The following is a 17,999-nucleotide window of genomic DNA, read 5'->3' on the forward strand; positions in this document are numbered from 1 at the left end:
ACCAGAAAGCGCCCGGATCATGATCAAACGTCTCATCATCGCGATCATCCTGCTTGCCGTCCTCGTCGGCGGGCTCGTGGGCTTCAATATGTTCCGCGACCGCGCGATCGAGAACTTCTTCGCGAACATGCCCGTCGCGCCGGCGACCGTGTCGACCGTCACCGTCGAACCACAGACCTGGACACCGGCGATAGACGCGATCGGCACGGTGAACGCGATCCGCGGCGTGGATCTGACGGTGGAAATGGCGGGCGTGGTCAAGGATCTTCGCTTCCTCGCGAACCAGAAGGTCAGCGAGGGCGACGTGATCGTGCAGCTCGACGACGTCGTGCAGCGCGCGGATCTCGATGCGGCGCGCACCCAGGCGCAGCTCGACAGGCAGACCCTCGAGCGCGCGGCCGAGCTGCAGAAGCGCGGCGCGGGCACGACCGTGGCGCTGCAGGCGGCGGAAGCGGCGGAGGCGAACTCCTCCGCCCAGGTGGCGAAGCTCGAGGCCGTGCTTCAGCAGAAGCAGTTGCGCGCGCCCTTCGGCGGCACGCTCGGCCTGATCCGGGTGGACGAAGGCCAGTACATCACGCCGGGCACCGTCGTGGCCTCGCTGCAGGACCTCGACACGATGCGCGCCGATTTCACGATTCCCGAACAGCAGCTTCCGCAACTGCGGGTCGGCCAGCCGGTCAGCCTGACGCTGGACAATCGCGACGAAGTGTATCGCGGCGAGGTGATCGGCATCGATTCCAAGGTCGATCCGGCCAGCCGGCTCGTCCTGGTCCGCGCGGCGATAGAGAACCCGAACGCCAGCATCACTCCCGGCCAGTTCGCCCGCATCAAGGTCGAGCTTCCGACCGAGGACAGCGTCGTGGCGCTGCCGCAGACGGCGGTGGTGACGAGCCTTTACGGCGACTACGTCTATGTGGTGCGCAAGAAGGAGCCGGCCGAAGGCCAGCCCGCCGAGCAGGAAAGCGCCGAGAATTCGGAAGCCGCCGGGCAGTTGGAGGCACGGCAGGTCTTCGTCAAGGTCGGACGCCGGTCCGGCGGTCTCGTCGAGGTCACCGACGGCGTGAAGGCCGGCGACGTAATCGTCACGGCCGGCCAGAACCGCCTGTCGACCGGCACTCCGGTCGTCATCGACAACACGATCAACCCGGCCGGTGGGGACGCCTCGCAGGCGGCAGCGCAATGAACATTTCCAGCATCTTCATCCGCCGACCCGTCCTGTCGACGGTTCTGGCGTGCCTGATCCTGCTCCTGGGCTTCCAGGGCATTTTCAACCTGCAGGTGCGTCAGTATCCGGAGGTCGAGGAAACGGTCATCACGATCACGACGACCTATCCGGGCGCCAGCGCCGACCTGATCCAGGGCTTCATCACGGCGCCCATCTCCGCTGCCGTCGCCACCACGGAGAACATCGACTACGTGACTTCGCAGAGCCGCCCCTCGGCCAGCGTCGTGACCGTGCAGATGCGGCTGGGCTCCGATCCCGACGTGGCGCTGACGGAGGTCATGTCCAAGGTGCAGCAGGTGCGCAGCGAACTGCCCACCGACGCGGAGGACCCGACCATCGTCAAGGGCACGGGCATGCAGTTCGCCACCATGTATCTGGCGCTGCAGAACCCCAACATGACGGATGAGCAGGTCACCGAATACATCGACCGCGTCATCCGCCCGCGCATGTCGACGATCCCCGGCGTCGCCGAGATCCAGGTGATGGGCGCGGCGAACTATTCGATGCGCGTCTGGGTCGATCCCGTGCGGCTCGCAGCCCGCGGCCTCACCGCGGCGGAGGTTCTGGCCGGCATCAATTCAGCGAACTTCCTCGCCGCTCCCGGCAAGACCAAGAACGAATACGTCGCCTACGCGATCACCATGCAGTCGACGCTGCAGACGCCGGAGGCCTTCGGCGCGCTGCCGCTCAAGGCCGAGGGGGACGACGTCGTGCGGCTGAGGGACGTCGCAAGCGTCGAGCTGGCCGCCGAAAGCACCGACATGGTCGTCACCTTCAACGGCCAGCCGGGAACCTTCATCGGCGTCTTCCCGACGCCGGCCGCCAATCCGCTCGACGTGGCGGCGGCGGTGAAGACCGAGCTGCCCGCCATCCAGGCGAGCCTGCCCGACGGCATGACCATCACCATGATGTACGACGCGACCGAATCGATCAGCGCCTCGATCCGCGAAGTCTTCACGACCATCGCCGAGGCCGTCGCCATCGTCGTCGTCATCATCCTGCTCTTCCTCGGCTCGTTCCGCTCGGTTCTCATGCCGATCGTGACGATCCCGCTGTCCTTGATCGGCGTCTGCTTCGTGCTGTTCACGCTCGGCTATTCGATCAACCTGCTGTCGCTCCTGGCGATGGTCCTGGCGATCGGCCTGGTCGTCGACGACGCCATCGTGGTGGTGGAGAACATCCATCGCCATATCGAGGAGGGCCTTTCCCCCCGCGAGGCGGCATTCGTGGGCATGGAGGAGATAACGGGTCCCATCGTCGCCATGACGATCACGCTCGCCGCCGTGTTCGCGCCGCTGGCCTTCATCGGCGGGCTCACTGGCTCGCTGTTCCGCGAATTCGCCATGACGCTCGCCGGAGCGGTCATCATCTCCGGCATCGTCGCGCTGACGATCACGCCGATGATGTCGGCCCGGCTGCTCAAGCGCGGCGGCCACAGCCGCTTCCAGCAATTCGTCGACCGCAATTTCGACCGCCTGGCCGACGGCTACGAGAAGCTGGTCTCGGGCTCGCTGAACTATCGCCCCGTCACGCTGCTGATCGTCCTCGTGCTGGTTTCGCTGACCGGTTATCTCTTCATGAAGACGTCGAGCGAGCTCGCGCCGGAAGAAGACGAGGGCGCGCTGTTCTCGCTCGTCACCGCGCCGCCCTACGCGACGACGGCGTACACCAAGACCTATACCGACCAGATGCGGGAGCTGACCAAGGACATTCCCGAGCTGGATGCGAACTTCTCCATCGTCGGTTTCGGCGGACAGACCAATTCCGGCATCGCGCTCTGGGCCTTCAAGGACTGGGCGGAGCGCGACCGTTCGCAGGCGGAAATCCAGCAGGACATCCAGCAGCGGCTTTCCAAGGTCGCGGGCGTGGAAGCGCTGGTCTTCGCGCCGCCGTCATTGCCGGGCGCGGGCGGCGGCCTGCCGATCTCGATGGTCATCCAGTCGACCGGCGATCCGAGCCGCGTCTACGAGGTGGCCGAGGAGATCCGCCAGAAGGCGCAGGCCAGCGGCCGCTTCATCGTGGTGCAGAACTCGCTGAAATACGACGCTCAGCAGGTCGTCGTCACGATCGACCGCGACCGCGCGGCGGCGCTCAACCTGCCGATCCGCGACATCGGCACGACGTTGAGCCTGCTGGTCGGCGGCGGCTCGATCGCGCAGTTCGACCGCGATTCGAACAGCTACGACATCATCATGCAGGTGCCGGACGAGTACCGGAACAATCCGGAACGGCTCGGTGATTTCTTCGTGCGCAGCGCAACCGGCGAGATGGTTCCCCTTTCGGCGATCGTCACCATATCCACCGACGTTGCCGCCGCCGCGATCGAGCAGTTCAACCAGTTGAACTCCGCGACGATCTCGGCGCTTCCGGTTCCGGGCGTGACCACCGGCGACGGCCTCGCGGTGATCGAGGACATAGCCCGGCCGTTGCTGCCGGAGGGCTTCTTCATCGACTATTCGGGGCAGTCGCGGCTCGAGATCGAGCAGGGCAACACGATCATGATCGCGTTCGCCCTGGCGGTGGTCGTGATCTACCTGGTGCTCGCGGCACAGTTCGAGAGCTTCCGCGATCCGCTGATCATCATGATGTCGGTGCCGCTGTCGATCTTCGGCGCGATCGTGCCGCTCAATCTCGGGCTCGGAACGCTCAACATCTACACCCAGGTGGGCCTGATCACGCTGATAGGCCTGATCACGAAGCACGGCATCCTGCTGGTCGAGTTCGCCAATCAGCAGAGGGTGGAGCATGGGCTCGACCGCTTCGATGCGATCGTCGCGTCGGCCAAGGTCCGACTGCGGCCGATCCTGATGACCACCGCCGCGATGTCGCTCGGCGTCGTGCCGCTCATCATCGCCTCCGGCGCGGGTGCCGCGGCGCGCTACTCGATGGGCCTCGTCATCTTCACGGGCATCATCATCGGAACGATGTTCACGCTCTTCGTGGTGCCGATGTTCTACACCTACATCGCCGACAGGGAAGTGTTCCGCGACGAGGACGAGCGGGCGGGCAGCCGGCCGGTGCCGCAGGAAGGCACGGCGTAAGTCCAAGCTGTTACCCTGACGAAAAAGGACCGGCCGTCACGGCCGGTCCTTTTGCTTTTTGGCCCTTGTTCCGGCCGCGCAGCGGATCAGAAAACGACCGTCTTGTGGTCGTTCAGCATGACGCGGGATTCCAGGTGCAGCTTGACCGCGCGCGCCAGCACGCGGCTTTCGATGTCGCGGCCGACGGCGACGAAGTCCTCCGCGCTCATGGCGTGGGTGACGCGCTCGGTCTCCTGCTCGATGATCGGCCCCTCGTCGAGGTCCGGCGTGACATAGTGCGCGGTCGCGCCGATGAGCTTCACGCCGCGCTCGAAGGCCTGGTGATAGGGCTTGGCGCCCTTGAAGCTCGGCAGGAAGGAATGGTGGATGTTGATCGCGCGGCCGTAGAGCCGCTTCGACAGATTGTCGGAAAAGACCTGCATGTAGCGGGCGAGGACGATCAGCTCGGCGCCGGTTTCCTTGGCAAGGCCGAGCAGCTTTTCCTCCTGCTCGGCCTTGTTGCCCTTGTCGACGGGCCAGTAGTGGAAAGGAATGCCTTCCAATTCCGCCGCGCGGCGGCTGTCCTCGTGATTGGAAACGACCGCGGCAACCTCGGCGTTCAGCCAGCCGACCCGGATCTGATAGAGAAGATGCAGCATGGCATGGTCGAATTTGGAGACCATGATGATGATCTTCGGCTTGCGGCCGGCATCGACCAGCGCCGTCTTCATCGAGAAGCGCTCGATCGGCGATTTGAGCGCGCGCTCCAGATGCTCCCTCGACGTTTCGCCGGGAGCCGCGAAGGCGATGCGCATGAAGAAGCGGTTGGTCCGGCGGTCCCAGAACTGGCTGCTCTCGGCGATGTTGGCGCCGATCGAGGCGAGTTCGGTCGTGACGGCGGCGACGATGCCCGGGCGATCCTCGCAGGACAGGCTTAAGATATGAACTTGGTCGGGCATGACAGTCGAGCTCCGGATGGGATTTGATGTGCCTGCCACCTGATCCGCGGGGCGCTCTTCGATCAACGTCCCGCCGGCAGGTGCTTCGGTCATAGGCAATAGCCCATACGACAGACGGCCGGATATACGGAATCCGACATCAGCTTGCGCAAGGCGATCGCCGGTGCCCTCATTGCAGGTGATGCTTCGCTATGGCAGTAACGGCTCGACTGAATTTTCGGGGCGGTGCCCCGAGGGCTCGCGTGGGGGGCACCATGATGGCCGTTGTCGCTTCAGGGGGCTGGAATGTTTGCGCATAAGCCGGGGTGGCGGGCGGCTCCATGACCGCCAGGGGCGTCGATCGCCGATATATCGGGACAGCGTTGGGGCTCTCGGCGCTTGCCGCCGCGATCACGCTCGCATCCACGGCCCCCGTGCTCGCGCATGCGGCCGATCGCGGCCATGTGCTCATCCTGCCCACGGGCTATTACCTCTTCGGCGGGGCGGCGGCGGTTGCGCTGAGCTTCCTGGTGCTGGCGCTGGTCCCTCCAGGTTGTCTCGACCGGCTCTTCTCGTTCAGGCGCAGCCTGGCGGTTGCGCCGACATGGCCGAGGCTGGCAGCGAGCACGGCGAGCTTCCTGTGCTTCGTCGTCCTCGTCGCGGCCGGCTATCTGGGCAGTCGCGATCCGCTTTCCAACCCGTTGCCGCTCACTTTCTGGACACTGTTCTGGATCGGCCTCACCCTTCTGCAGGGCGTGTTCGGAAACATATGGTGGTGGATCAATCCGCTCTATGCGCCATGGCGGCTGCTTTCCGCCGTGCTCGGCCGGAACCGCGCGCCCGAATTGCCGCGCGGCCTCGGCTACTGGCCGGCGGTCGCGCTCTTCCTCGGCTTCGCCTGGTTCGAGCTCGTCTACCCGGCGCCGGACGACCCGGCGCGGCTGGCGAGCGTGCTTGCCGTCTATTTCGCCGCCAACCTGTCGGCAGCGCTGATCTTCGGCTATGAGGCATGGACGCGGCAGGGGGAATGCCTCTCGGCCTTCCTCGGCATGATCGCGAAGCTCGCCGTCGTCGAGGGCTGCGAGCCGCGGCGGAAGCGGCGGGCGCTGCGCTTTTGCCTGCCGGGGGCGAAACTCTCCAGCGCGGAACCCCTGCCGTCAAGCGGTGTCGTCTTTCTGCTTCTCGCGTTGAGTTCGGTCTCCTTCGACGGGCTGATGCGGACCTTCTTCTGGCTCGGGCTCAACGACGTCAATCCGCTGGAGTTTCCCGGCCGCAGCGCGGTCGTCGGCATCGGCAGCTACGGGCTCGTGGCGATGTTCGCCGCGCTGGCCGCCGCCTTCTTCGCGGCGGTCGCCCTGGGCGACCGGCTTTCGGGAAAGTCCGCCGGCATCGCGGCCGCCGCGGGCGCGCTCGTCTGGTCGATCATCCCGATTTCGATGGCCTATCATTTTTCGCACTACCTGACCGCGCTTCTGGTCAATGGGCAGTATGCGCTCGCAGCACTGTCGGATCCGCTGATGAACGGCGCCGATCTCTTCGGCACGGCGGGTCTGCACGTGCAGGCGGGCATCGTCATGGGCGCGCGCTCGGCCTGGGCGATCTGGAACCTGCAGGCGGCGGCGATCATCGCCGGACATCTGCTCGCGGTGGTCGTCGCGCATGCCATCGCCTACCGGCTCTACGGCTCGGCCGCGCGGGCCACCCGCAGCCAAATCCCGCTCGCCATTCTGATGGTCGTCTACACGATCTTCGGCCTATGGCTGCTTTCTTCGCCGACGGCCGCGTAAAGGGCCTGCCAGCGGGGCCGAATCATGGCATATGCCGTTACGTAAAGACGACCTTGTCAGGCCCGATGATTGGTGATTTAGTTTGTACACATGCAATTTTCGCACATCGAAAATGCATTGGAAAAACGGCGAAAAGTCCGGTCAAGAACACTCCGAGGGGAACCGAAAATGACTGACAGACGCAACGTTTCCAGCATCATCCGCAATCCGATCTCGCGGCGCTCCGCGCTCAAGGGATTGGCCGCCACCGCCGCCATCGGCACCGCTCCGGGCTTCGTGCGCTATTCGCAGGCGCAGTCCTCGGCGCCGATCAAAATCGGCTTCCAGGCGCACCGCACCGGCATCGGCGCATCCTACGGCCGCTGGTACGAGCGCACCACGGCGGCGGCGGTGAAGCTCATCAACGAGGCGGGCGGCATCAACGGCCGGCCGATCGAGATCATCACCGAGGACGACGGCACGGACGCAGCGCGCGGCGCGGAGGTGATCGAGAAATTCGCCAACCAGCACAAGACCGACATCGTCTACGGCACGCTCTTCAGCCATGTGGTGGTGGGGTCGGCGCCGGCGGCGGGTGAGTTGAAGATGCCTTATTACGTGGTCAGCGAGGGCTATCACGTCGCTTCGGGCAAGATGAACCGCTGGGTGCTTCAGCCGGGCATCACCGACGTCAAGGCGCAGACGCGCTCGGTGGCGCCCTGGATCACGTCCAATGTCGGCAAGAAGATCACCATGATCTATCCCGACTACGCGTTCGGCCACGACCACCGCGATTTCTTCGCGCCGGCGGCTGTCGAGCAGGGCGGCGAGGTGATCGCGCAGATTCCGATCCCGCCGACCGAAACCTCGTTCACCCGCTATTTCCCGCAGATCCCAGCCGACACAGACGTGATCTACCACGTCATGGTCGGCCCCGCCGTGCTCACCTTCGTGAAGGAGCTGGGCGAGTTCTACGGCGGCAGCGGGCCGGCGCTCTTCGGTTTCATCGATTCGCTCGAGGCGGTCGACATCAACAGCCCGGGGCTCGAGTTCCTCGAGGGCTCGCATTTCTGGGAAGGCATGCCGCGCTACCTGCAGGAGGGGGCGTCGGAGGCCGAGATCGCCTATCGCGACGCCGTCGGCCTCGACGAGAACGGCGCCAGCGTCAACGATCCGAAGGATGTTTCCACCAACGCCCACAGCTTCGGCTGCTGGGAGACGCTCTACGTCATCAAGGCGGCGATGGAGGCGGCCGACTACAAGGGTCCGGAAGATCGCGCCAAGCTGATCGAGGCGACCGAGGCGATGACCGAATTCGCCGAGGGCAAGGAGCATCCGCAGGGCGACAAGGTGTTCAACGGCAAGATCCACCAGTGCTTCGGCCACCAGAACATTTCCGTGGTGGAGAACCAGAAGCTCAAGGTGGTTCACCGGACTTCGATCGAGGACGGCATGTACGAACCGGAAGCCGACTACACGACGCAGACGCTGTGAGCATTTCCCGCGGATGAATGTGTTAGGACGACGCTCCACGTTGCCCCCCTACGGCCGACAAGCGAGAGGGGGGGGCGGCGGAACGCAAACGTCGCACCCGTGTGTCGGCTGATGGGCTTCGGACCCTACTTCCTGCTCGCTTCGCTGGAGGGTCTCGTCACCGCCGCCGTGCTGACGCTGACGGCGCTGGGCCTGTCGCTCGTCTTCGGCGTGATGCGGGTGGTGAACGTCGCCCATGGCGAGTTCTTCATGCTCGGGGCGGTGCTTGCCTGGGCGATCTCGACCGCCTTCGCCGGACATCCATCGATCGGCTTTGCCGCCGCGTTGCTCGTCAGCCCGCTCGTCGTCGGCGGGGTCGCCCTTCTTGCCGAACGGCTGGTGCTTCGCCGGCTGAACTATGATCCCGAAGCCACGATCGTCGCGACGATCGGCCTGCTCTATATCGTCCAGCAGCTGGCGCTGACCTTCTACGGGCCGGATGCGCGGCCGGTGCAGGCGCCATTCAACATCCGCGTGACGCTGCCCTGGTTCGGCTATTCCGGCTACAAGCTCGCCGTCATCGCCGCCGCGATCGTGCTCGTCATTGCGACATGGCTCGTCCTGACGCGCACCAAGGTCGGCCTCGTCATGCGTGCCACGCAATATGACCGCGAGACCGCGCAGGCCTTCGGCATTCCGGTCGATCGCGTCTATGCGGGCGTCTTCGCGCTCGGCGCGATGCTCGCCGCGATCGCCGCGGTGCTCGTCGTGCCGATCCAGCAGGCGCACTACCTGATGGGGCGCGATCCGCTGCTTCTGTCCTTCATCGTCGTCATCATCGGCGGGCTGGGATCGCTGCGCGGGACGGTCGTCGCCGCCGTGCTGATCGGGCTCAGCGACGGCATCATCTCCGTCTTCTTCTCGCCGACGCTCGCCAAGATGCTGGCGACGCTGCTGGTCGCGCTCGTCCTGGTGTTCCGGCCGCAGGGCCTGTTCGGGGCGGCGACGAGATGATGCCGGGAGCTGGAAGCCGTCGCGCCGTCGCGCTTCACCTCGCGGTGATCGCGGTGCTGTTCGCGCTCAACTTCATCCTGCCGGAATATCACCGCGGCATCTTCTCGCGCGTCATGGTGCTCGCCGTCTTCGCCATGGGCTACAACATTCTCTTCGGCTATACGGGACTGCTCAGCCTCGGCCATGCGATGTTCTTCGCCGCCGGCCTCTATGGTGCCGGCCTGCCGCTCTACCATCTCGGCTGGGGCGTGCCGGAAAGCTTCGTCGTGGGGCTCGCCTGTGGCGTCGTTCTCTCCGCGGCCGTGGGCGTGCTGGCGCTGCGGACCACCGGCGTCGCATTCATGATCGTCACCATGATGTTCTCGCAGGTCTTCTATCTCGCGACGCTCTATTTCACGACCTACACGCGCGGCGAGGAAGGGCTGGTGCTGCCGCAGGCCGCGCGCCGCGTCGAGCTCGGCGGCGTCGCGCTCGACCTGACCAACCCGGCGTCGCGCTACATGATCGCGCTCGCCATGTTCTCGATCGTGCTTCTGGCAACCCTCGCCCTGGTGCGCGCGCCTTTCGGACGGACGCTCGTCGCGATCCGCGAGAACGAGGAACGCATGCGCATGCTCGGCTACGACGTCTTCCGCGCCAAGCTCTCCGCCGTCATCCTCTCGGGCCTGTTCTGCGCGGCGTCGGGGGCCGCCTATGCGCTGCTCTTCGGCTATGTCGGCTCCGGCTTCGCCTCGATCCAATATTCGATCCTGCCGCTGCTGTGGGTGCTGCTCGGCGGCGCGGCGACGACGCTCGGCCCACTGATCGGCACGCTTTTCATGTTCTACGTGATCGACATAACCTCCGCCTACACATCGGCCTATCTGCTTCTCGTCGGCGTCGCCCTCATCCTGCTGATCCTGTTCTTCCCCAGGGGACTGCTCGGCAGCATTCGCGAAAGGTGGTTGCCGTGGCTGCCGTAAGCGTCAAAGCCGCCGTTCCCCTGATCGAGACGCGGGGGCTGACGCGCGACTTCGGCGGCCTCCGAGCCGTCAACAGCGTCGATTTCTGGCTCGACGGCGGCGAAATCCGCGCCATCATCGGGCCGAACGGTGCCGGCAAGACAACCTTCGTCAGCCTCGTCTGCGGCCGCATCCTGCCGTCCTCGGGCGCGATCCGCTTCGACGGACGGGACATCACGCGCTTGCCGGCGCACAAGCGCGTTCTCGCGGGCATCGCCTATACGTTCCAGATCACCAGCATCTTTCCGCGCCTTTCCGTCTACGACAATGTCGCGCTTTCCGTGCAGCGCCGGCTTCTCAAGTCGGGCAGGGTGCACGGCGCCGAACTCGACCGCGGCGTCAGGGACGTGCTTGGCCGTGTCGGGCTTGCCGACCGTGCCGCGACGCTGGCCGGGAACCTCGCCTACGGCCACCAGCGCCTCGTGGAGGTGGCGATGGGGCTGGCGCTCGATCCGCGCCTGCTCATCCTCGACGAGCCGACGCAAGGGCTGTCGGACGGCGAGATCGAAACCTTCGTCGGCCTCGTGCGCGAGATCGCGAAGGAAGCGACGATACTGCTGATCGAGCACAACATGCATGTGGTGATGGAGCTTGCCGACAGGATCACGGTGATGAATTTCGGCTCGGTGCTGGCCGAGGGGGCGCCGGAGGAAATCCGCGCCAATGAAGAGGTCCAGCGCGCCTATCTCGGGACGGGCGCCGATGGCTAGCACGCTCGCGATCGACGGCCTCGACGCCTTCTATGGCGAGGTGCAGGTGCTGCGCGGCTTCAAGCTCGACCTTCAGCAGCACGAGGTTCTGTGCCTGCTCGGGCGCAACGGCGCCGGCAAGACCACGGCGCTGAAGGCGATTATGGGGCTGGTGCCGGCAAGGGCCGGTTCGATCATCAAGGACGGCCGGGATCTGACCAAGCTCGCGCCGCATGAGGTGCCGAGGACGGGTGTCGCCTATGTGCCGCAGGGACGCCGGCTCTTTTCCGAGCTGACGGTTGCCGAGAACATCGAGATCGGCCTGATGGCGCGCGGCAAGGGACGCACGACGCGGGAATCCGTGCTCGACCTCTTCCCGGTGCTGCGCGAGCGGCTTTCACAGCGTTCCGGCACGCTCTCCGGCGGCGAGCAGCAGATGCTCGCCATGGCGCGCGCTCTCTGCCTCGAACCCGACGTGCTGCTGCTCGACGAGCCGACCGAAGGGCTTATGCCGTCGATGATCGCGAAGATCCGCGAGACGGTGGCCGGGTTGCGCGAGCGCGGGGTCTCGACGATCCTCGTCGAGCAGCGGGTGGACGCCGTGCTTTCGCTCGCCGATCGCGTCGCCTTCATCGAGAACGGGCAGAACCGCGAGACGCTACCGGTTCAGGCCGTCCGCGACGATCCGGCCTTCGTCCGCCGCTATGTGGGCGTGGAGTAGGGCGCGTCGTTGTGGCGCCCTGCGTCCTTCGAGGCTCCCCTTCGACAAGCTCAGGGTCGCACCTCAGGATGAGGGAGGGTGTGGACCGGGTTGCGCGTCGTAGGCTCGATGGCTCGCCGTGTCGTCGGAAATCGAATGGTCACGAAGGACCTTCGAGCGAGCAATGAGTTCGGTCTTGTTGCTTTTGGATTGAAGAGCTTTGGCGCCCTTTCATCTCGTCGTGTTTTAGAAAGCCCGCCTTGTAGCTACTTAAACCCTGCCTCATGGCTGCCGACGTTCGACAAAGGCAGCGCCCTTCGAGTTCACATTGAGGATGTGGAACCCTCCTCAAGGTGCGAGCGGAGCGAGCCCTCGAAGGACGCACGTGTTTCATATTTAAAACCTGCCTTGTAGCTCCTGACGTTTGATCACAGGCAGCGGCCTTCCAGCTCCCAACCTATGCGATGCGTGCACGACCTCCCTCATCCTGAGGTGCGACCCTGAGCTTGTCGAAGGGGAGCCTCGAAGGACGCACATATGTCACACCGGCACCGAGCTTTCCTGCTTGATCTCCTTCAGCACCAGATTGGTGCGCACATTGGCGATGCCGGGCAGGCGGAACATGAAGCCTTCCAGGAAGGCGTTGTAGGTGTCGAGGTCCTCGCAGACGACGCGAAGATGGTAGTCGGCCTCGCCGGTGGTGGCGTAGCAATCCAGAACTTCCGGACGTCGTTTCACTTCCGAAATAAACGTATCGACATGCCGATGGTCGTGGCGCGTCAGGGTGACGTGGACCACGGCGTGGAAGCCCAGGCCGGTCCTGGGCGCGTCGAGTATCGTCGCATAGCGCCTGATGACGCCGGCTTCCTCCAATGTCCTCACTCGCCGCCAGCAGGCCGACGCCGACATGCCGGCGGTTTCCGCCAGCTCCTGGTTGGAGATGCGGGAATTGGCCTGCAGCGCGCGCAGAAGGCGGCGGTCCTGTTCCTCCAGTTTCGTCATGTTCGAACCCATCCTGGATGATTTATATCGTAAAATCACTCAAATCGGATAATCCTGCCAGATTGGCATGATGGCAAGGTCAATCTGGCAAGTTCTTTCAGCCGCATGGGAGTAGACTGTTCTCCAGGCATATCCGGGAGGATGCACCCATGACCGCGCACGAGCCGCTTCGGACGCTTTCCGGCTATCGGCTGAACGACCGCTACAGCCGGAAGCGGGGACGGGTCTTCATGACCGGCACGCAGGCGCTGGTGCGCATCGCGCTCGATCAGGCGCGGCGCGATCGCGAGGCGGGGCTCGGCACCGCCGGCTTCATTTCCGGCTATCGCGGCTCGCCGCTGGGCGGGCTCGACCTCGAATTGTGGAAGAACCGCGAACTCGTCGCGGAAAACCGCATCGAATTCCTGCCGGCGGTGAACGAGGATCTGGCGGCGACCGCGGTGCTCGGCAGCCAGCAGGTCGAGACCAATCCGGACGCCCGGGTCGAGGGCGTGTTCGCCATGTGGTACGGCAAGGGGCCGGGCGTGGACCGCTCCGGCGACGCACTGAAGCACGGCAATGCCTACGGCTCGTCGCCGCATGGCGGCGTGCTGGTGGTCGCCGGCGACGACCATGGCTGCGTCTCGTCGTCGATGCCGCATCAGTCCGACGTCGCCTTCATGGCCTGGTTCATGCCGACGCTCAATCCGGCGAGCGTTTCCGAGTATCTCGCCTTCGGCGAATATGGCTATGCGCTGTCGCGCTTCTCCGGCATGTGGGTCGGCTTCAAGGCAGTTTCGGAGACGGTGGAATCCGCCGCCTCTTTCGAGCTGCCGTCCGACCGGGCCTTCGAGACGCCGGATTTCCACATGCCGCCCGGCGGGCTTCACTATCGTTGGCCGGATCTGCCCGGTCCGCAGATCGAGGAGCGGATGGAGGCGAAGAAGCAGGCCGTCTTCGCCTTTGCCGAGGCGAACCCGATCGACCGCCACGTCTATCAGGTCGAGCATGCGCGGTTCGGCATCGTCACCACCGGCAAGGGCCATCTCGACCTGATGGAGGCGCTGCGGCTGCTGGGCGTCGGCGAGGCCGAGTGCCGCAGGCTCGGCATCGACATCTACAAGGTTGGCATGGTCTGGCCGCTCGCCCGACGCGACGCGCTGGATTTCGTGCGCGGCAAGGAGGAGGTGCTCGTCGTCGAGGAGAAGCGCGGCATCATCGAGAGCCAGTTCAAGGAATATTTCTACGACTGGCCGGGCGACAAACCGAAGCGCATGGTCGGCAAGCGCGACGAGAACGGCGCGCGGCTGGTGCCCTGGACGGGCGAGCTCTCGCCGCGCCAGCTCGTGCCGATCGTGGCGCGGCGGCTGGACGGCATCTTTCCCGGCGAGCGCTTCATGCGGCGCGCCGAGGCGGTGCTGGCCGGGCCGAAGATATCGATCTCGGTCGAGGGCGCGACGCGCACGCCCTATTTCTGCTCGGGCTGCCCGCACAACATTTCGACCAAGGTTCCCGAAGGCTCGAAGGCGCTCGCCGGCATCGGCTGCCATTTCATGGCCAGCTGGATGGACCGCGAGACCTCCTCGCTGATCCAGATGGGCGGTGAGGGAGTGAACTGGGCGGCATCGTCGCTGTTCACCGGCAAGGGCCACGTCTTTCAGAATCTCGGCGAGGGAACCTGGTATCACTCGGGCTCGATGGCGATCCGCCAGGCGGTCGCGGCGAATGCCAACATCACCTACAAGATCCTCTACAACGACGCCGTCGCCATGACCGGCGGGCAGCCGGTGGACGGCCCGGTCAGCGTCCAGGCGATCGCACATTCGGCGCGCGCCGAGGGCGTGGAGCGCATCGCGCTGGTCTCCGACGAGCCCGGCAAGTTCTCCCTCCGCGACCTGCCGGCGAGGGCCACCATCCACCATCGCCGCGAGCTCGACGCGGTGCAGCGCGAGCTGCGCGAGGTGAAGGGCGTCTCCGTGCTCATCTACGAGCAGGCCTGCGCGACAGAAAAGCGCCGCCGCCGCAAGCGCGGCACGCTCGATGATCCGAAGAAGTTCGTCGTCATCAACGAGCTCGTCTGCGAGGGCTGCGGCGACTGCTCGGTGGAATCGAACTGTCTTTCCGTCGAGCCGGTCGAGACCGAGTTCGGCGCCAAGCGCCGTATCAACCAATCTTCCTGCAACAAGGATTTTTCCTGCGCGAACGGGTTCTGCCCGAGCTTCGTGACGGTGGAAGGCGGGACGCGGCGGAAGAGGACAGGCGCCGAGATCGACGTCGAGGCGCTCGGAGCGGACCTGGCCGAACCGGACCTTCCCGTGCTCGATCGGCCCTACGACCTCTTGATCACCGGCGTCGGCGGCACCGGCGTGGTGACGGTCGGCGCGCTGGTGACGATGGCGGCACATCTCGAGGCCAAGGGCTCGTCTGTGCTCGACTTCACCGGCTTCGCCCAGAAATTCGGTCCCGTGCTTTCCTTCGTGCGCATCGCGGCCGCGCCGGCCGCGCTCAACCAGGTGCGCATCGATGCCGGCGCGGCGGATGCCTTGATCGGCTGCGACATCGTCGTCTCCTCGTCGCCCAAGGCATCCGCGGCCTATCGGCCGGGCATGAGGGCGGCGCTCAACCTGGCCAGCATGCCGACCGGCGACATCGTGCGCCGCCGCGACGCCGATCTCGCGGTCGACCGGCGCCTCGACGCGATCCGGCAGGTGGTTGGGCGGGAGGCGGTTGCCGCCGTCGACGCCAACGCGCTTGCCGAAAGGCTGATGGGCGATATGGTCTTCGCCAATGTGATGATGCTTGGCTTTGCCTGGCAACAGGGGCTGGTGCCGGTTTCGCTCGCAGCGTTGCGGCAGGCGATCGAACTCAACGGCGTGGCGGTGGAGGAGAACCATCGCGCCTTCCTCCTCGGCCGTATCGCCCAGGCGCGCCCGCAGGAACTCGCCGGCCTGCTGCGTCCCGCGCAATCGCCGCCGCAGACGCTCGACCAGATCGTCGCGCGGCGCGAGGCCTTCCTGACCGACTATCAGGATGCCGTGTATGCGGCGCGCTACCGGAGGCTGGTCGACAAGGTACGCGCGGCCGAGAAGCCGCTCGGCTCGGAAAGGCTGACGGAAGCCGTCGCCCGCTCGCTGTTCAAGCTGATGGCCTACAAGGACGAGTACGAGGTGGCGCGGCTGCACATGCGAACCGGCTTCGAAACCCGGCTTTCGGAGGAGTTCGAAGGCGATTTCCGCATTGTCCGCCATTTCGCTCCGCCTTTCCTCGCCTCCGGCAAGGATGCGCGCGGCAGGCCGCTCAAGCGCTCCTTCGGGCCGTGGGTGAGGGGCCCCTTGAACGCGCTTGCCCATGCGAAGCGCCTGCGCGGCACCTGGTTAGACCCGTTCGGCCATACGGCCGAGCGGCGCATGGAACGTGGGCTGATCGGCTGGTACGAGGAGATCGTGGAAAAGGGGCTGCTGAAGTTGTCGGCTTCGAGCCATGACAGGCTCTGCGAAATCATGGCGCTTCCCATGCAGATCCGCGGCTACGGTCCGGTCAAGCACGAGGCGGTCGAAACGGTGAAGCCGCGGATCGAGGCGGAGATGGCGCGGCTGTAGTCGTCCACCGACTTGCAGTTGATGTCGGTATGATCCAGGGCGCTTCGGTTGCTGCTGGACCGGCGGCACGGCATTGGGCATAGTCCGCACCCCATGACGGAGGAAGCCCGATGCTCTACGCCCTGCTCTGCTACAATTCCGAGGACGCCATGGCCGCACTCTCGAACGAGGAGGAGGCGGCGATGATGGCGCGGATACGCGCCGTCGAGGAGAAGATCGTGCTGAAGAGCCGGATGGGGCCGACCATGCGGCTGAAGCCGACCGGTGCGGCGAAGTTCGCTCGCGCGGGCAAGCCCTCGGCGGTGGTCGACGGCCCCTACGCAGAAACCAAGGAGCAGTTGCTGGGCTTCTGGATCCTTGACTGCGAGAGCATGGACGACGCGGTCGAGGCGGCCCGGCTGATCGCCGGCGAGCGCGCGGTCGGCGGGATAGAGATACGGCCTATCGCCGAGTTCAATCCCGCCTAGAGGCGTCCCGAGCCCTCGCGCCAGCCGTCACACATACTTTCTTTTCGTCGTTTGAATCCTTTCCGAAACAGTTTCCGGGTTTCGCGTCCGCGAGGGCGAGGGTGATGATTCACGCCCTGCGCGAAACCGCTCCGTGCGGGCATCGTTTCGGTTGTGTAACGCCTTAATGCCATCTCCAAAATTCAACGCCGATCGGTCCCGATTAGCCGATTGTTAAGTTCAGGCGGTCCAAGACGGACCTACGTTCCAGGGGCGGGGAGTTCAATGCGCCGCAAGCTTTTCTTGCGGCCGACCGGACTGATTGGGGGCAATCGTGAAATTCACGAATCTGAAGACATCGCGCAAGCTCGGCGTTGCGTTCTTCGCCATCGTCGCGACCATCGTGGCGATGTGCGCGGTTATATTCTGGAACCTTACCCTGACGACGAACGCACAGCGTGACCGCGAGGCGGCCACGCAGGCTTTCGCCGCGGCCAAGGAGGCGCAATATCGACTCTCGCGTCAGGAAAACAGCCTGCGCGGCTTTCTCCTCACCGGCGACGTTTACTATGTCGAACGGCTGGAATCGCACCGCGCCGATTTCGACCGCCAGCTCGACATCCTGCAGGCGCTCAAATCCGACGACACCAGGATCGTCGTCGGCATCGACAGCGCGCGCTCGGCGATCAATGCGTGGTGGACCGATGTCGTCGAGGAAGGCAAGCGCCTCGCCGCCGATCCGATCACACGTTTCAGGGCGGTCGAGATGTCCGGCCGCAACGGCATCGCCGATACGTTCATGGAGCAGATCGAGAATGCGCTCGACGGAATTATCACGCGCGTCGAGGAGCAGATCACGATCGCGGGCGACGTGGCCGAGGCCGCGGGAGAGTCGACCGAGAAAGTCCTCTACGTTGGTCTGGGGTTTTCGGTTTTGATCTCGCTTGGGCTTGGCTTTTTGCTGTCTCGGATGATCGCGGCTCCGGTGACGGCGCTGACTGGGGTTATGGGGCGGCTTGCCGGGGGCGACAATTCGGTCGTTGTGCCGGCGGTTTCGCGTCGCGACGAGATCGGCGAGATGGCGCGTGCGGTGGAGGTGTTCAAGCAGGCGGCGCTCGCCAAGCTGCGTGCGGAGGCGGAGGCGGCC

General features: G+C 65.3%; 13 protein-coding genes. 11 read left to right on the forward strand and 2 right to left on the reverse strand.

Annotated elements, in window-relative coordinates:
- The first annotated feature begins 19 nt into the window (after positions 1 to 19).
- Both XW59_RS03340 and XW59_RS03345 read left to right on the forward strand, forming a co-directional pair.
- The gene (locus XW59_RS03340; RefSeq protein WP_047145645.1) at positions 20 to 1,183 is read left to right on the forward strand and encodes an efflux RND transporter periplasmic adaptor subunit; all 1,164 of its coding nucleotides are present in this window, start codon (positions 20 to 22) and stop codon (positions 1,181 to 1,183) included.
- A complete protein-coding gene (locus tag XW59_RS03345; RefSeq protein WP_047145646.1) occupies positions 1,180 to 4,266 on the forward strand; it encodes an efflux RND transporter permease subunit in 3,087 nt (1,028 codons plus the stop codon). The genes XW59_RS03340 and XW59_RS03345 overlap by 4 nt, the downstream gene beginning before the upstream one ends.
- Positions 4,267 to 4,352: 86 nt before the next feature.
- On the opposite strand, the gene purU is transcribed toward XW59_RS03345, so the two are convergent.
- Positions 4,353 to 5,204, reverse strand: coding sequence for a formyltetrahydrofolate deformylase (gene purU / locus XW59_RS03350; protein ID WP_047145647.1), 852 nt, complete (start codon positions 5,202 to 5,204; stop codon positions 4,353 to 4,355).
- A gap of 320 nt (positions 5,205 to 5,524) precedes the next feature.
- On the opposite strand from purU, the gene XW59_RS03355 reads away from it, so the two are divergent.
- From XW59_RS03355 to XW59_RS03380, 6 genes are all read left to right on the forward strand, one after another.
- Positions 5,525 to 6,970: a hypothetical protein gene (locus XW59_RS03355; RefSeq protein ID WP_246665979.1), complete on the forward strand. Its 1,446-nt coding sequence runs from the start codon at positions 5,525 to 5,527 to the stop codon at positions 6,968 to 6,970.
- 168 nt (positions 6,971 to 7,138) lie between these two features.
- Complete coding sequence (locus tag XW59_RS03360; protein ID WP_047145648.1) at positions 7,139 to 8,443, forward strand: ABC transporter substrate-binding protein; 1,305 nt, start codon at positions 7,139 to 7,141, stop codon at positions 8,441 to 8,443.
- Between the two features lie 111 nt (positions 8,444 to 8,554).
- Complete coding sequence (locus XW59_RS03365) at positions 8,555 to 9,436, forward strand: branched-chain amino acid ABC transporter permease (protein WP_047145649.1); 882 nt, start codon at positions 8,555 to 8,557, stop codon at positions 9,434 to 9,436.
- On the forward strand, positions 9,436 to 10,398 hold the full coding sequence (locus XW59_RS03370; protein ID WP_047145711.1) for a branched-chain amino acid ABC transporter permease: 963 nt from the start codon (positions 9,436 to 9,438) through the stop codon (positions 10,396 to 10,398). The genes XW59_RS03365 and XW59_RS03370 overlap by 1 nt, the downstream gene beginning before the upstream one ends.
- On the forward strand, positions 10,386 to 11,147 hold the full coding sequence (locus tag XW59_RS03375) for an ABC transporter ATP-binding protein (RefSeq protein WP_047145650.1): 762 nt from the start codon (positions 10,386 to 10,388) through the stop codon (positions 11,145 to 11,147). Before XW59_RS03370 ends, XW59_RS03375 begins: the two co-directional genes overlap by 13 nt.
- Entirely contained in the window at positions 11,140 to 11,847 is a 708-nt protein-coding gene (locus XW59_RS03380) for an ABC transporter ATP-binding protein (RefSeq protein WP_047145651.1), read from the forward strand. Before XW59_RS03375 ends, XW59_RS03380 begins: the two co-directional genes overlap by 8 nt.
- 519 nt (positions 11,848 to 12,366) lie before the next feature.
- Here XW59_RS03380 and XW59_RS03385 read toward each other — a convergent pair.
- Entirely contained in the window at positions 12,367 to 12,828 is a 462-nt protein-coding gene (locus tag XW59_RS03385) for an Lrp/AsnC family transcriptional regulator (protein ID WP_047145712.1), read from the reverse strand.
- Between the two features lie 149 nt (positions 12,829 to 12,977).
- Here XW59_RS03385 and XW59_RS03390 point away from each other — a divergent pair, with 149 nt between their 5' ends.
- The 3 genes from XW59_RS03390 to XW59_RS03400 all read left to right on the forward strand — a co-directional run.
- A complete protein-coding gene (locus XW59_RS03390) occupies positions 12,978 to 16,406 on the forward strand; it encodes an indolepyruvate ferredoxin oxidoreductase family protein (protein WP_047145652.1) in 3,429 nt (1,142 codons plus the stop codon).
- A 110-nt stretch (positions 16,407 to 16,516) separates the two neighbouring features.
- Positions 16,517 to 16,873, forward strand: a complete 357-nt coding sequence (locus XW59_RS03395; RefSeq protein ID WP_047145653.1) for a YciI family protein — start codon at positions 16,517 to 16,519, stop codon at positions 16,871 to 16,873.
- A gap of 313 nt (positions 16,874 to 17,186) precedes the next feature.
- Positions 17,187 to 17,999, forward strand: an 813-nt coding sequence (locus XW59_RS03400; protein ID WP_137326972.1) for a CHASE3 domain-containing protein, incomplete at its 3' end; no start/stop codon positions are given.

This window comes from Aquamicrobium sp. LC103, assembly GCF_001014615.2.
In the GTDB taxonomy this organism is placed as follows: Bacteria; Pseudomonadota; Alphaproteobacteria; order Rhizobiales; family Rhizobiaceae; genus LBCQ02.